Origin of the sequence: Dactylosporangium cerinum, assembly GCF_042653625.1 — a bacterium.
Classification (GTDB): domain Bacteria; phylum Actinomycetota; class Actinomycetes; order Mycobacteriales; family Micromonosporaceae; genus Dactylosporangium; species Dactylosporangium cerinum.
The window spans coordinates 17,925-31,854 of record NZ_JBHSIU010000011.1; the positions used below are offsets into that span (position 1 = coordinate 17,925).

The 13,930-nt window shown below is 73.0% G+C and carries 17 protein-coding genes; 10 read left to right on the forward strand and 7 right to left on the reverse strand.

Annotation, left to right across the window (positions count from 1 at the left end):
• Window positions 1-11: 11 nt before the first annotated feature.
• The 6 genes from ACFPIJ_RS08915 to ACFPIJ_RS08940 form a co-directional block, all read right to left on the reverse strand.
• Window positions 12-371 (reverse strand): DUF2004 domain-containing protein, encoded by a 360-nt coding sequence (locus tag ACFPIJ_RS08915; protein WP_380114202.1) that lies wholly within the window; start codon window positions 369-371, stop codon window positions 12-14.
• A gap of 32 nt (window positions 372-403) precedes the next feature.
• The gene (locus ACFPIJ_RS08920; protein ID WP_380114203.1) at window positions 404-1,144 is read right to left on the reverse strand and encodes a hypothetical protein; all 741 of its coding nucleotides are present in this window, start codon (window positions 1,142-1,144) and stop codon (window positions 404-406) included.
• On the reverse strand, window positions 1,144-1,683 hold the full coding sequence (locus ACFPIJ_RS08925) for a SigE family RNA polymerase sigma factor (RefSeq protein WP_380114204.1): 540 nt from the start codon (window positions 1,681-1,683) through the stop codon (window positions 1,144-1,146). The genes ACFPIJ_RS08920 and ACFPIJ_RS08925 overlap by 1 nt, the downstream gene beginning before the upstream one ends.
• 73 nt (window positions 1,684-1,756) lie before the next feature.
• On the reverse strand, window positions 1,757-2,266 hold the full coding sequence (locus ACFPIJ_RS08930; protein ID WP_380114205.1) for a GNAT family N-acetyltransferase: 510 nt from the start codon (window positions 2,264-2,266) through the stop codon (window positions 1,757-1,759).
• A gap of 111 nt (window positions 2,267-2,377) precedes the next feature.
• The gene (locus ACFPIJ_RS08935) at window positions 2,378-2,875 is read right to left on the reverse strand and encodes a TolB family protein (RefSeq protein ID WP_380114206.1); all 498 of its coding nucleotides are present in this window, start codon (window positions 2,873-2,875) and stop codon (window positions 2,378-2,380) included.
• A 99-nt stretch (window positions 2,876-2,974) separates the two neighbouring features.
• Window positions 2,975-4,153 carry a GNAT family N-acetyltransferase gene (locus tag ACFPIJ_RS08940; RefSeq protein ID WP_380114207.1) on the reverse strand — a complete coding sequence of 393 codons (1,179 nt, stop codon included), beginning with the start codon at window positions 4,151-4,153 and terminating at the stop codon, window positions 2,975-2,977.
• A 124-nt stretch (window positions 4,154-4,277) separates the two neighbouring features.
• Here ACFPIJ_RS08940 and ACFPIJ_RS08945 point away from each other — a divergent pair, with 124 nt between their 5' ends.
• From ACFPIJ_RS08945 to ACFPIJ_RS08955, 3 genes are all read left to right on the forward strand, one after another.
• Window positions 4,278-5,306, forward strand: coding sequence for a hypothetical protein (locus ACFPIJ_RS08945; protein ID WP_380114208.1), 1,029 nt, complete (start codon window positions 4,278-4,280; stop codon window positions 5,304-5,306).
• A complete protein-coding gene (locus ACFPIJ_RS08950) occupies window positions 5,306-6,832 on the forward strand; it encodes an alkaline phosphatase D family protein (protein ID WP_380114209.1) in 1,527 nt (508 codons plus the stop codon). Before ACFPIJ_RS08945 ends, ACFPIJ_RS08950 begins: the two co-directional genes overlap by 1 nt.
• A 302-nt stretch (window positions 6,833-7,134) precedes the next feature.
• Window positions 7,135-7,635: a hypothetical protein gene (locus ACFPIJ_RS08955; RefSeq protein ID WP_380114210.1), complete on the forward strand. Its 501-nt coding sequence runs from the start codon at window positions 7,135-7,137 to the stop codon at window positions 7,633-7,635.
• 3 nt (window positions 7,636-7,638) lie between these two features.
• Here ACFPIJ_RS08955 and ACFPIJ_RS08960 read toward each other — a convergent pair whose 3' ends face one another.
• Window positions 7,639-7,818 (reverse strand): hypothetical protein, encoded by a 180-nt coding sequence (locus tag ACFPIJ_RS08960; protein ID WP_380114211.1) that lies wholly within the window; start codon window positions 7,816-7,818, stop codon window positions 7,639-7,641.
• An 81-nt stretch (window positions 7,819-7,899) separates the two neighbouring features.
• Here ACFPIJ_RS08960 and ACFPIJ_RS08965 point away from each other — a divergent pair, with 81 nt between their 5' ends.
• From ACFPIJ_RS08965 to ACFPIJ_RS08995, 7 genes are all read left to right on the forward strand, one after another.
• A complete protein-coding gene (locus tag ACFPIJ_RS08965; RefSeq protein WP_380114212.1) occupies window positions 7,900-8,862 on the forward strand; it encodes a GlxA family transcriptional regulator in 963 nt (320 codons plus the stop codon).
• Window positions 8,863-8,927: 65 nt separating this feature from the next.
• A complete protein-coding gene (locus tag ACFPIJ_RS08970) occupies window positions 8,928-9,896 on the forward strand; it encodes an ATP-binding protein (RefSeq protein ID WP_380114213.1) in 969 nt (322 codons plus the stop codon).
• Window positions 9,897-9,916: 20 nt separating this feature from the next.
• Window positions 9,917-10,309 (forward strand): SCO5389 family protein, encoded by a 393-nt coding sequence (locus tag ACFPIJ_RS08975; protein ID WP_380114214.1) that lies wholly within the window; start codon window positions 9,917-9,919, stop codon window positions 10,307-10,309.
• A gap of 98 nt (window positions 10,310-10,407) precedes the next feature.
• Window positions 10,408-11,325, forward strand: coding sequence for a metal ABC transporter substrate-binding protein (locus ACFPIJ_RS08980; RefSeq protein ID WP_380114215.1), 918 nt, complete (start codon window positions 10,408-10,410; stop codon window positions 11,323-11,325).
• Complete coding sequence (locus ACFPIJ_RS08985; RefSeq protein WP_380114216.1) at window positions 11,318-12,034, forward strand: metal ABC transporter ATP-binding protein; 717 nt, start codon at window positions 11,318-11,320, stop codon at window positions 12,032-12,034. The genes ACFPIJ_RS08980 and ACFPIJ_RS08985 overlap by 8 nt, the downstream gene beginning before the upstream one ends.
• Window positions 12,031-12,909, forward strand: coding sequence for a metal ABC transporter permease (locus ACFPIJ_RS08990; protein ID WP_380114217.1), 879 nt, complete (start codon window positions 12,031-12,033; stop codon window positions 12,907-12,909). Before ACFPIJ_RS08985 ends, ACFPIJ_RS08990 begins: the two co-directional genes overlap by 4 nt.
• Window positions 12,896-13,693: a metal ABC transporter permease gene (locus tag ACFPIJ_RS08995; protein ID WP_380114218.1), complete on the forward strand. Its 798-nt coding sequence runs from the start codon at window positions 12,896-12,898 to the stop codon at window positions 13,691-13,693. Before ACFPIJ_RS08990 ends, ACFPIJ_RS08995 begins: the two co-directional genes overlap by 14 nt.
• The last annotated feature ends 237 nt before the right edge of the window (window positions 13,694-13,930 follow it).

Here is a 13,930-nt window from a genome sequence, read left to right on the forward strand (position 1 = left end):
AGAGTCAAGGATCAGCTCTCCACGGCGACGCCGGTCACCGTCCCGTGTCCGTCGAACGTCACCGCCACGAGGTGGTCGGTCAGGTCCCGGCCCAGCGTGTAGTCGAAGACCGCGACGGCGTCGGGCTCGTCCGGGTGCAGCCCGATGCGCACGAGGTGCAACGCCGCCAGGAACGGCTCCGGCGCCTGCGGGAGGTCGTCCGCGCCGTCGAAGTCCAGGTAGTCACGGACCACGGCGTCGAGGTCCGCCCGGATGGCCTGCCGCGCCCGCGCATCGGCCCCGGCGACGTCGTCGAGCATCCCCGCCGGCACCGCAGCGCCTTCGGGTGTGACGTCGACGTCGACGGTACGCCCCGCGTGTTCGACGGTCATGTCCGGCATCTCGTTGATGTCCCTTCTGGGAGTCAGTCGTCGTGGTCCCGGTGGAACCACCAGTGTCCGCTGACGTGCGTCCACTGCTCCTCCGGCCGGGACTGCTCGGGTGCCGAGTCGCGGTCGGGCAGGTAGACGTACGCCCAGTTGTACTCCCAGGACCTGTCCTCGAGCTGGACGACGATCCCTCCGCGGTTGAGGTAGATCCGCTCGACCGCGACACCGGACCGCTTGACCGCGCGGGTCACCTCGACGTAGTCCGCCCGCGCCTGGGCGTCGAACGGCGCCGGGTCGCCGCCGCAGTCCTGCGCTCCGTCGCGGAAGGTGCCGTGCGGGTATTCCAGCACGTGGCAGGGTCCCGAGGGGATCAGGTAGAAGATCCTCAGCCGTTCGACGACGGGCAGCACCTCCTTGTCGAGGCCGGCCACGTCCGCGCGCCACTGGCCGGGTCCGGGCGGTCCGCCGGGCACGATCCGGGCGACGGCGGCGCGCACGGCGCCACTGCCCGGCACCGTCATGGTGCCGCCGCCGGGCGAGGGCAGCGGCCCGGCGAGCGCCAGCGCCAGGTAGGCCGCCATCGCGCCGGCCGCGATCGCCACGGAGGTCCGGCGCCTGCGGCGGCGCAGCCGCAGCGCGCGGCGCGCCCGGGAGGTGACGGAGCCCGGGTCGAACACCACGGCGGGCAGGCCGGGGGCACGGTCCCGGAGGTACGCCACGACGGCGTCGTCGGCAGGTCGGGCCGCCGTGGACCGCGGCTCGCGGCTGGGGTCCATCACTGCCGTCCTTCCAGGAGCAGGATGCGCAACCGGGCCAGGGCCCGCGCGTTGTGCGACTTCACGGTGCCGATGGAGATCCTGAGCTCGGCGGCGGTCTCGGCCTCGGTGAGGTCGAGCAGGTGGCGCAGGACCACCACCCGCCGCTGGGCCAGTGGCAGGTCGGCCAGGGCGCGGACCACCTCGTTGCGGCTGTCGACCGCGTCGGCGTGGCTCGGCGTCGCGAGGTCCGGGAGCGTGTCCAGCGACGTCAGCACCTCCCGGCGGCGACCGCGCCACCGGTCGATCCGCAGGTTGACCAGGACCTTGCGGGCATACGCCCGGGGATCGGCGGCGCAGGCCCGGTCCCAGGACCGGTAGGTGCGTTCGAACGTGGTCTGGACCAGATCCTCTGCCTGGCTCCAGTCGCCGCACAGCAGGACCGCGACCCGGAGCAGGTATGGCCCCACATCGGCGACGAATGCCTCGAACCGCTCGTCCTGGCTTCCGGCCGCCCGGAGCTCGACGCTCGGGGGCGCGCCTACGGGTTCGGCGCTCACGTCGGACCGCCTCGCGTGTTCATACCATCTACCACGGAGGTCTCCGCCGGATGGTTGTCACCGAGGCCCAACTTCAGCAGTCGAACCAGTACCGGCGCAGCGGGCCGACCCTGGCCTCCTGGATGCCCTCGAAGGCGCCGCCGCAGCGTTCGATGGTCTTCGCCGAGGCGGCGTTGTCGACGGCGCAGACCACCAGGACCCGGTCCAGGCCCAGGGCGCGCGCCTCGTCGAGGGTGCGGGCCAGTGCCCAGGCGGCGAGGCCGCGCCGGCGGGCGGAGGGGCGGATGCCGTAGCCGATGTTGCCGGCCCACCGCACGTAGTCGTCGTCGCCCCGCCGGAGTGCGATCCCGTCGAGCACCTGCCCGTTCTCGACGATCCAGCGGTACGTGCAGCCGTGCCGGCCGGGGCTGGGAGCCGCCTGGCGGGCCAGCCGCGCCACCCAGGTGGCGAATCCGGCCGGGGTGTCGACGTCGTCGGTGGTGGCGATCCCGAAGCCGTCCTCGTGCTGTCCCGGGCCCCATTCCGCGTGCGCCTCGAGCCAGGCACGGTGCAGGTGGACGTCGGGTTCGATCAATGTGGGCACACCACGACGATACGTTGCGGTGCCGGGTCGGTGACCGGGTCCGCGGAGCTGCTGGCGGCCCGGCAAGGGGCTCGACGCGGCGCTCGACGCGGGTGGGGAACCCCTGGCCGGTCAGAGCGACGGCTGGCCCGGCTGGTCAGTGATGTAGCCCATCTGCGGAGCGGCCTCGTCGCGGCAGGCGGCGGGGGACAGCACCTGGGAGGTGGTGCCACCGACGGTGCCGACGCGGAAGGTGCCCTGGGCGCCGGTGCAGGACCGGGCTCTGTACGTGATCGTGGTGCTGTCCGGTGACCAGGCGGGTGCGGTGCCGGTGCGGTCGCTGACCTGGTGCTTGTCGACGCCGTCGGCGGCCATGACCCAGACGGTGTTGGTGTGCACGTAGGTGATGCTGGTGCCGTCGGGGGAGAGGCGGGGCTGCGAGTTGACCTCGTCCTCGGTGAGCCGCACCTCGCGGCCGCCGTCGTGGATGTAGATGACGCCGGCGCGGGCGTAGACGTCGTGGTCGGCGTGCGCGGCGTGGGCGGCACTCGAGCCGATCATGGTGCTGAGGCCGGCGATGGCGGTGAAGCCGGCGAGCGTGAGCGCCTTCGTGATCGCGGTGCTGTTCATCCGTGCCCCCTGTGGTTCGTCGCGTCCGTGTGACGCTGAGACCATCGGCGCAACCTGGCGGCACCTGAACGGTTCCCAGGGAGAAACTGCAGCGACCCGTCAGGGCAGGTAGAACGTCAACAGATCCGCGCTGACCGGGGGGAACAGCGCCCGCATCAGGTCGGCGTTCGGGCCGGTGTACACGTCGGCGTGCCGCGCGGCGAGACCGGCGATGCCGTGCGGGCCGAACAGCAGGGGCCCGATCAGATCCGGGGCCACGCCCGCGCCACCGAGCGAGGCGGGACCCTGCATCGGACCGCCGGCCACGACCGACGTCACGGAGCCGGCCGCGCGCTGAAGCCGTACATGATGGCGAAAGAAGGACACGATGACGTCATCGGCACCGTCGTGCTGCGCCAGGCGGGCCGACAGCACGGGTCGCAGGTGCTCCAGCAGCGCCGCCACGTCGGGGACCCGCACGTAGTAGTTGTGGGCGTCGGGCTCCGGCGCGGCGAGGTGGTCCGTGAGCAGCCCGGCGCGGTCCTTCGCCTGGAACGGTTCGCCGCCGGCCAGCTCCGAGGCGTGGGCGAGCAGCGCCGCGACGCCCTCCGGCGCCGAGACGGCGACCTCGCCGAGGACGACCCCTTCGTCGGGCGGCGTGATCCGGCCGGTGCCGATGACGCGCCCGTCACGCTCGACCACCACCTGCGTGCTGCCGGACCGGGCGACGACGGCCCGCCAGCACATCGGCGAGTGCGGCATGCTCAGGTCGAACCGCCGCTGGGTGGCGTCCTGCAGCTCGGCCATCGCGGCGATGTCGCCGGGCCCGGCGGCGCGCACGGTGCAGCCGTCGGGCCGCGCCGGCACGTCGTGCACCGCGAGGCTCGGCGGGATCGGGATGGCGTACTGGTAGCCGAACTGCCGGTAGAAGTAGGGGATGCCGATCATCACCTGCATGAGGTGCCCGCGGCCGGCCGAGCGCTCGTGCGCCCAGCCCATCAGCGCGCGGACCAGGCCGCGACCCTCGTAGGCGCGGTCGGTCGCCACCAGCTCGACCTGCCCGGCCGGGATCGGCCGGCCGGCGAGGACGACGGTCTCGTCGAGCAGGGTCGCGGTGGACACGACCCGGTCCCCGTCGACCACGACCGCGCACGCGTCGAACCCGCCCTCGGCGTCCTGGACCACCAGCCGGTGATCCTCCGGATCGGCGTCCTCGCCGCGGTCGGCGAGCAGCGCACCGATCTGGTCGAGGTCGGCGGGCCGGGCCGCGCGCAGGGTCAGTCCACCGGGCAGGTCCATCACCTGATCCTCACGCCGGTGTTGCCGGATGTCCACGGATTTGCCGTGTCCCGGGTCTTGTTCGAGCGGAGATTCACGGTCCACTATATAGACCGCTTTATTTACAGTAGTGGTGGGCGGGTGCATGCAGACGCAGAACCTGATCGTGAACGGCACGTTCGAGGCGTCGACCTCCGGCTGGACCACGGTCGAGGGAGCCGCCGCGGTGATCGCATACGGCACCGCCGGCTACCCGACGCCGACGAGCCCCGGACCGGCCGACCGTGGCGGCAGCTTCGCGGGTGGCGGCACGACGGCCAGGACCCGGCTGCGGCAGCAGGCGACCCTGCCGTTCCCGGCCCAGATCGACGCGGGCACGGTGACGTTCGAGCTCGCCGGCTGGCTCGGCGGGTACGCCGACCAGGACGACGGCGCGCGGCTCTCGCTGGAGTTCCTCTCCGCCGCCGGGCTGCCGCTGGGGGTCTGCGTGCTGGGTCCGGTCACCGCCGCCGAGCGCGGCAACGTCACCGGCCTGCTGCGCCGCGCCCAGTCCGGCGTCGTTCCGCCGGGCAGCCGTGCCGCGCGCACGGTGCTGCTGTTCACCCGCGACGGCGGCACCTCCAACGACGGATACGCCGATTCGATCTCGTTGGTGTTGACGGTGCCGACGGCGAACCTGCTGGCCAATCCCGGCGCCGACAACGGCACCAGCGGCTGGACGGTGGCCGAGGGAGCGCCGGTGGTCATCGCGTACGGCACCGCCGGCTACCCGACGCCGACGAGCCCCGGGCCGCCGGACCGCGGCGCGAACTTCTTCGGCGGCGGCTCGGTCGCGCGGAGCCGCCTCGCGCAGACCGTGACCCTGCCGGCCGGCGCGGGCAGCTTCGAGTTCGCCGCGTACCTCGGTGGCTACGCCGACCAGAACGACACGGCGACCGGCACGGCCACGTTCCTCAACAGCACCGGCGGGTCCGTCGGCGTGGCCTCGCTCGGCCCGGTGACCGCCGCCGACCGGGGCAACGTGACCGGGCTGCTGCGGCGCGCCACCGGCGGCGCGGTCCCGGCCGGCGCCCGGACCGTCCGGGTGGAGCTGCTGTTCACCCGGTCCGGCGGCACCTCCAACGACGGCTACGCCGACGCCATCCACTTCGGCGTGACACCAGGGGGATCCTGATGGGACTGGACCGGCGCACCCTGCTGCGGGCCGCGATCAGCGCCGGTGCGTTCAGCGCGGCCTGGCCCCTGACCCGCGACCCCGGCGAGGCGTACGCGGCGGCCGCCGCCCTCGGCGCCACCTGGGACGCGGCCCCGTTCACGCTCGGCGTCGCGTCCGGCGACCCGTTGCCCACCAGCGTCCTGCTGTGGACCAGGCTGGCCCCGGACCCCCTCGCCGAGACCCAGCCGCTGCCGGAGATCGTGCAGGTGGACTGGGCGGTGGCCACCGACGCCGCGATGAGCACGGTCGTCGCGTCCGGCTCGCTCGCCGCCTCGGTCCTGCTCGGCCACAGCGTCCACGTCGTCGCCGAGGGACTGCAGCCCGGCCGGCGGTACTGGTACCGCTTCAGCGCGCAAGGAAGGACCAGTCGCGTCGGGCGCACCCGAACGGCCCCGGTCGGCTCCGTGAGCCAGGTGCGGTTCGCGTCGCTCAACTGCCAGGACTACCGCGCCGGCGAGTACCCCGGCATGCGCGACCTGGCCGCCGACGACGCCCTGGACTTCGTGGTCCACCTCGGCGACTACATCTACGAGGGATCCGAGCTCGGCACCGCGTACACCCTGGCCGACTATCGCAAGCTGCACGCGCTGTACAAGGGCGATCCGCTGCTGCGTGACCTGCACGCCGCGCACCCGTTCTACCTCACGTGGGACGACCACGACGTCTTCAACGACTACTCGGGCTCCCGCGGCGCCGCGACGTTCGTCGCCCGGCGGGCCGCGGCCTACCAGGGCTGGTACGAGCACATGCCGCTGCGCCTCGAGGTCTCCGCGGGTGACGACACCGCGCTGCCGGACCCGCGCATCTACCGCAGCCGGCAGTGGGGCGACCTCCTCGAACTGGTCATCCTCGACCTGCGGCAGCACCGCTCCGAGCAGAACCTCGTCGACGGCACGATGCTCGGCGCCCGGCAGAAGACGTGGCTGAAGGACCGGATCGCGCAGCGCGGCAACGGCTGGCAGTGCTGGATCAACTCGATCTTCCTCAGCCAGCAGCGCGCCCCACAGGGCGGCTTCATGTTCACCGACCAGTGGGACGGCTTCCGGGCCGAGCGCGCCGAGCTGCTCGCGCACGTCCACACCGCCGGCGGGCCGGACTTCGTGACCGTCACCGGCGACTGGCACAGCGCCTTCATCCAGGACCTCAAGCCGGACTTCGACGCCGCGGGCGCGCCGGTCATCGGCACCGAGTTCGTCGCGCACTCCGTCTCCTCCAGCGCCTACTCGGCCTCGTGGAACGCGACCAACGGCCCGCTGCTCGGCGCCGCGAACCCGCACCTGCAGTACTTCGAGGGCAACCGGTACGGCCACGACGTCTACGAGGTGACCCCGCAACGGTGGACGGCCCGGCTCCGGGTGGTGTCCAGCCGCACCGACCCGCTCGCCGCCGTCAGCACCCTTACCAGCTGGCACGTCGACCGGGGCCGGGCCGGCGCGTACGAGGACCCCGCGACCCGGACGTCGGCGGCGCAGTACCGCCGCTGATCCTTCGTCAGCTCTCCTCAGCCTTCGGTTTCCCGCGATCGACACTCCGGCCGCCGCCGGCGTGGGAACTCCTGGCGGCGTCGAACCGGAGGTCCCGTGGCGACGTGGACGGGGGTGGGAGCGTCGGCCCATCCACGGTGGTGACTGCTCCGAATTGCTGGACGTCACGCTCCGTCGGCATGAGAGGAAGCGGCATGGCAGCAACGCGGAACTGGCGGCTGATGCTCTGAGCATCGTCGGATCGGACCGGCGGGCCGGTTGCACGGCATGACGTGGCCGGCCTTGTCGGTAGCCTGTCCGCTGTGACGGGCTTCGAGTGGGCCACGCTGTCGGCGGCGCGCCAGGCGAGGATCGACGCGGTGCCCGAGATGGTGCGGCACGCGCTGCGGGTGCTGGAGGACCTCCTCGAGGAGGCCGACCACGCGTGCACGTTCACCCTCGACGTGGCGCCGCTGACCGTCGACGGCGTGGCCGCGACCGTCGCGGCGATGCTCCCGCAGCGCTGCGAGGTCGCCGCGCTCGTGCCGGTGCCGGACTGGCCCGAAGCGGTCGGTGCGGCGCTGCCCGGGTTCTTCGTCCCGGGCAGGCAGCCGCAGGCGTGGGAGCGCGGGGCGGCGCCGCGGGTGCTCGCCGAGGCGCTGGCCGGGTGGGTCGTGGCGTTGCTGGCGCGGCTCTGGCCGCACGACGCCGAGGCGTGGGAGCTCACCGTGCGGACCCGCGACTGGTACGAGGCCGCCTACGTCGACCTGGTCGTGCGTGTCGAGGGCCGCGTGTGGCTGCTGCACCTGGGCGTCAGCGACTGAGGCTCACTCCGGCACGGTGACCCGTCTGGTGGCGTGCCGGCGGCCGGTGCGGATCTGCTCGATGTGGCCGCAGTAGCACTCCAGGTCCAGCAGGACGCCGGTGTCGGTGTTGCGCAGGTTGCGGATGCGGCGCTCGGAGAGCAGGACGCGGGACCCGTGGGCGGGGCAGTCGATGACGAACATGGCTACAGCCTGGTCCGGTCGGGCGGGTTTCGACAGTGGCAGACCTGCACAGGATCGCAGGTTTTCTGCCATCATGGCGGGATGAGTCACCACCCCTTCCGCAACGTCGCCGTGTACCTGCATGAGGGCACCGGGGCGTTCGGCGCCGGCATCGTCAGCGAGATCTTCGGCTACGACCGCCGGGCGCGGGGGTTGCCGGGGTTCGACTTCGCCGCGTGCACCGACCGGCCGGGCCCGGTCGTCACCGACGGCGGGCTCAGGTTGCTGGTCGAGCACGGCCTGGACCGGCTCGCCGAGGCCGACCTGGTGCTGGTGACGTCGTGGGAGCACTTCGACGTGGAGCCGTCGCCGGAGGCGCTCGCCGCGATCAGGACGGCGTACGAGCGCGGCGCCACCATCGCCGGGCACTGCACCGGGACGTACGTGCTGGCCGCCGCCGGGCTGCTCGACGGCCTGCGGGCCACGACCCACTGGCGCTGGGCGGACGCCTTCGCGGCGCGGTTCCCGGACGTGAAGCTGGTGCCGGAGGTGCTCTACGTGGACGAGGGGCGCATCGTCACCGGCGCCGGTGCGGCCGCCGGGGTCGACATGTGCCTGCACCTGCTGCGCCGGGAGTACGGGGCGGCGGTCGCCAACGGCATCGCCCGGGACATGGTCGTGCCGCCGCACCGCGACGGCGGGCAGGCGCAGTACGTGGCGGCGCCGGTGCCGGCCGACTGCGACGACGAGCGGCTGGCGGAGGTGCTCGGCTGGGCCCGTGAACACCTGCACCTGCCGCTGACTGTGGAGGTCCTCGCCGGCCGGGCGCTGATGAGCCAGCGGTCGTTCGCCCGCCGGTTCGCCGCCGCGACGGGCTCGACGCCGCACGCGTGGGTGCTGTCGCAGCGGCTGCACCGCGCCGAGGAACTGCTCGAGACGGCGGACCTGCCGATCGAGGAGGTGGCCCGGCAGGTCGGCTTCGGCACCGCGGCGACACTGCGGGAGCAGTTCGTCCGCCGCCGGGGCATCCCGCCGCGGGCGTACCGCAAGGCCTTCGCCACCTGAGCCGCGACCGGGTGTATTCCGCCGATCCGGTTGACGGTGGAAATGAAAACCGATACCACTAAGGCGTGAAGACTGCTTTCGTGGGCAAGGGCGGCAGTGGCAAGACCACGCTCGCCGCCCTCTTCGCCCGACATCTTGCCGAGGACAGCGAGCCCCCGGCGCTGCTGGCGATCGACGCGGACATCAACCAGCACCTGGCGGCGGCGCTCGGTGCCGGCCCGGACGAGGCGGCGGACCTGCCCGCGCTCGGCGACCACCTCGATCTGATCAAGGATTACCTGCGCGGGGACAACCCGCGGATCACCGGGGCCGCGGCGATGCTGAAGACGACCCCGCCCGGGGTGGGCTCGCGGGTGATCGGGGTGGCCGCGGCCAACCCGATCTACGATCGCCTCGTCGCGCCGGTCGGCGGGGTGCGGCTGGCGGTGACCGGGCCGTTCGCGGAGGACGACCTCGGCGTCGCCTGTTACCACTCCAAGGTCGGCGCGGTCGAGCTGCTGCTCAACCACATGGTCGACGGGCCGGGTGAATACGTGGTGGTCGACATGACCGCGGGCGCCGACTCGTTCGCGTCCGGGCTGTTCACCCGGTTCGACCTGACGTTCCTGGTGTGCGAGCCGACGGTGCGCAGCGTCGGGGTCTACCGGCAGTACGTCGGCTACGCCCGCGACCACGGGGTGCGGGTCGCGGTCGTCGGCAACAAGGTCGAGGACGCCGGCGACGTGGCGTTCCTGCGCGAGCAGGTCGGTGCGGACCTGCTGTGCTGGATCGGCCGGTCCGGGTTCGTCAAGGCCGCCGAACGCGGGCGGCACCTGCCGGTCGGTGACCTGGAGGCGGCCAACACCGCCGCGCTGCGCACGATGCGCGCGGCGCTGGACGGCTGCGAGAAGGACTGGGTCCGGTACGCGGCGCAGGCCGCCGACTTCCACGCCCGCAACGCGGCCGCCTGGGGCAACGCCCGGGCCGGCGCCGACCTCACCGCCCAGATCGACCCCGACTTCGTCCTGTGCCCGGCGACCGTCGCCGCGCACTGAAAGCCCCGAAAAGGAGCAACATGTCTCTCGACGTACCGACCGCACTGCTGGAGCGGGCCGAGGCCGGCCCGGTCGACGACGCCGAGTTCGTCGCCTGCGTGCGCGACTCGCTGCCGTACGCCTGGACCGTGATCAGCGGCGTCGCCGGCCAGGTGGAAGCGACCGGCGCGGACTTCGCCGACCATGAGATCCCGCCGCCGAGCGAGGCCGAGCGCGGCCAGCTGCTGCGCGCGCTCGCCAGCGACGCGATCCGCGGCGGCCTGGAGCGGCACTTCGGGGTGCGCCTGGCGTTCCAGAACTGCCACCGCGTCGCCGCGTTCGCCCCGGCGGCGGTCGGCGGCGAGCGCTACCAGGCGTTCGTCTCGCCCCGCGGTCAGCTGCTCAACCAGTCGCCGGAGCTCCGCGACTGCTGAGCCCGCGCATGCGCACATAGCGATCCTTTGGCTCGTTATTGAAAATGAAAACCACTACAGTCTGACTCCTGAACGGCCTGACGTTGAGGAGTACCGACGTGAAACTGCGATCACTCGTGGCAGTCGCCACGCTCATGAGCCTGGTGTCCGGAACCGCCGCCTGCGGCGAGGCGGCGCAACCGGCGGGAACGGGCACCAGGCTCTCCGTGGTGGCGACCACGACCCAGGTCGCCGACTTCGCCCGCACCATCGGCGGCGACCGGGTCACCGTCACCCAGATCCTCAAGCCCAACATCGACCCGCACGACTACGAGCCCACCCCGGCCGACCTGACCGCCATCGGCGCCGCCGACGTGCTCGTCAAGAGCGGCGTGGGCGTGGAGCACTGGCTCGACGCGACGATCACGGCGACCGGCTTCCGGGGCACCCTCGTCGACGCCAGCACCGGGGTGACGATCCGCCGGGCCGAGGGTGAGGACGACCCGCACATCTGGCACAACCCGCGCAACGCCAAGATCATGGCGCAGAACATCGAGAAGGCGTTCGCCGCCGCCGCATCGGCCGACGCGGCCACGTTCGCGCAGCACCTGGCCGACTACAGCGCGAAACTGGACGCCCTCGACGCCGACATCGCCGCGAAGATCGACAAGCTGCCCGCCGGCAACCGCAAGCTGGTCACCAACCACGACGCGTTCGGGTACTACATCGACCGCTACCAGCTGGAGTTCGTCGGCTCGATCATCCCCAGCTTCGACACCTCCGCCGAGCTGTCCGCCCGGGACGTCGACGACATCGTGGCGAAGATCCGGCAGACCGGCGCGAAGGCCGTGTTCTCCGAGAGCTCACTGCCACCGAAGACCGCCGAGGCGATCGCCCGGCAGGCCGGGGTCAGGGTCGTGGCCGGTGAGGACGCCCTGTACGGCGACACCCTTGGCCCGGAGGGCTCCGCCGGCGACACGTACCTCAAGATGATGGAACACAACACCGACACGATCGTGCGAGCCCTGGGTGCCTGACGTGGCCCTGCGCATCGAGCGCGTCGCGGTCGCCTACGACGGCCGGACCGTGCTGCAGGACATCGACGGGCAGGTGCTCGCCGGCGAGACCGTGGCGCTGATCGGCCCGAACGGCGCCGGCAAGTCCACCCTGATCAAGGCCGCCCTCGGCCTGGTCCCGGTGGCGTCGGGCACGATCACCGTGCTGGGGCGCCGACCCGCCGAGGCCCGCCGCGACGTCGCCTACGTCCCGCAGGCCGACACCCTCGACCCGCAGTTCCCGATCTCGGTGGCGCAGGTCGTGCTCATGGGCCGCTACCGCCGGGTCGGCTGGCTGCGCCGCCCCGGCCGGGCCGACCGGCGGATCGCCGCCGACGCGCTCGACCGGGTCGGCCTCGCCGGCCTGGCTCGCGCGCGGTTCGGCACCCTCTCCGGCGGCCAGCGGCAACGGGTGCTGCTCGCCCGGGCGATCGCCCAGCAGCCGCGGCTGCTCCTGCTGGACGAGCCGTTCAACGGGGTCGACGCGGTCAGCCAGGACGCGCTGCTGGACGCGATCGGCGCGCTCAAGCAGCAGGGCGCCGCGGTCCTGATCAGCACCCACGACCTGACCCTGGCGCACCTGGCCTGCGACTGTGCCTGCCTGCTCAACCGGCACATGCACGGATTCGGACCGGTCGACGAGATCCTCACCCCCGACCTGCTGCTCGCCGCGTACGGCGCCGCGTCATGAACGCGCCGTTCATGCTCCGCGCCCTCGCCGAGTTGCTCCTGCTGGCCGTCCTCGCCGGGCCGGTGAGCACGTTCGTGCTGATCCGCCGGCTCGGGTTCGTCGCGGACACGGTGACCCACACCGTCTTCCCGGGCGTCGTCATCGGATTCCTTGCCGGCGGGGCCGGGGGCGTGTTCCCCGGGGCGCTCGTCGCGGCGGCGCTGACCGCGGTGCTGCTCACCCTGCTCACCCGCGCGCAGCGGGTCACCGACGACACCGCGCTGGCCGTCCTGCTCGCTGCGATGTTCGCGGTCGGTGTGGTGCTGGTGTCGCGGCGCACGACGTACCGTGCCGACCTCACCGCCTTCCTGTTCGGCCGGTTGCTGGCCGTCACGCCGGCGCAGCTGGCCCAGACCGCGGTCGTCGGGCTGCTCGTGCTCGCCGCGCTCGGGCTGCTGGCCAAGGAGCTCAGGCTGCGCGCGTTCGACCCGCAGGCCGCCGCCGCCATGGGATACCGGGTGTGGGCCCTCGACCTGGTGCTCAACCTGAGCATCGCGTTCGTCGTGGTCGCGGCCGCCCAGTCGGTCGGCACGATCCTCGTCGTCGCGTTGCTGGTCCTGCCGGCCGCGACGGGCCGGCTCCTCTCCGACCGGCTCGCCGTCATCACCGCGGTCGGTGTGCTCGCCGCTGCGGCCGCCGGCTACCTGGGGCTCGCGGTGAGCTACCGGGCCTCCGTCACCTACGGGCTGCGACTGGCCGGCGGTGCCACCGTCGTGCTCACCCTCGTCGCGCTGTACCTGCTCGCGCTGCTCGTCGCGCGGTTCATCGCACCGCTGACAGCACGGTTCGTCGCACGGTTCGGCCGGCCTGGGAGGGACGCCGATGCCGTCGCTTGACGTGGCGTTCAACCGTGCCCTCATCGAGGCCGTCCTTGTCGGCGCGGCGGCCGGGCTGCTCGGCGTCCAGGTCGTGCTGCGGCGCCTGTCGTTCTTCACGATGGCCATGACCCACGCCACGTTCCCCGGTGTCGTCGTGGCGGCGGTCGCCGGCGTGAACCTGTACCTCGGCGGCGCCGGTGCCGGACTGCTCGCCGCGCTCGCCGTCGTTGCCCTGTCCCGGCGCCGCGGCCACGACCCGAGCACCGCGACCGCCGTGGCCCTCGCCGCCGCGTTCGCGCTGGGCGTCGCGCTGCTGTCGGCGCAGGCCGGCTTCACGAAGGACCTGACCGCGTATCTGACCGGCTCGATCCTGACCGTCACCCGCCAGGACCTCGGCGTCGCCGCGGCCGTCACCGCCGCCGTGGCCCTGGTGCTGGCGGCCGGGCACAAGGCCCTGACGTACACGGCGTTCGACCACGCCGGGGCCAGGGCGGCGGGGTACCGCACGGCGGCGATCGACCTGGGCGTCCTGCTGCTGATCTCGGTGGTCGTCGCCACCGCCGTCCCCGCGGTCGGCACCATCCTCACCCTGGCCCTCGTCGTCGCCCCGGCCGCCGCGGCCCGGCTGTGGACCGACCGGATCGGCACCATGACCGCGCTCGCCGTCGCGGTCGCGGTCACCAGCGCCGTCGCCGGCCTGCTGCTGTCGCGCGCCTGGGACGTCGCGGCCGGCGGGGCGATCAGCCTCACCGCCGCGACCGTCTTCGCGGTGTCCCTGCTGATCGCCCGGCGCCGGTATTAGGCGGCACATAGCTCTGTGGATCCAGTTCGCCGGGGTCGTCAACGCCACCTTCGACGTGAAAGGAACTTCCGCATGAGCACGTTGGCAGAATCCGTTGACGACCTCCTTGCTGTCGCCGACCGGCAGTGGCGTCCACCGGCGTCCACCGGCTGACGCTCGGCGCCGACCTGCGCGCCGAGCTCGAAGCAGCGCAGGCCGACGGTCTCGCCTCGGCAGAGCTGCTCGGCGCGGACCCCG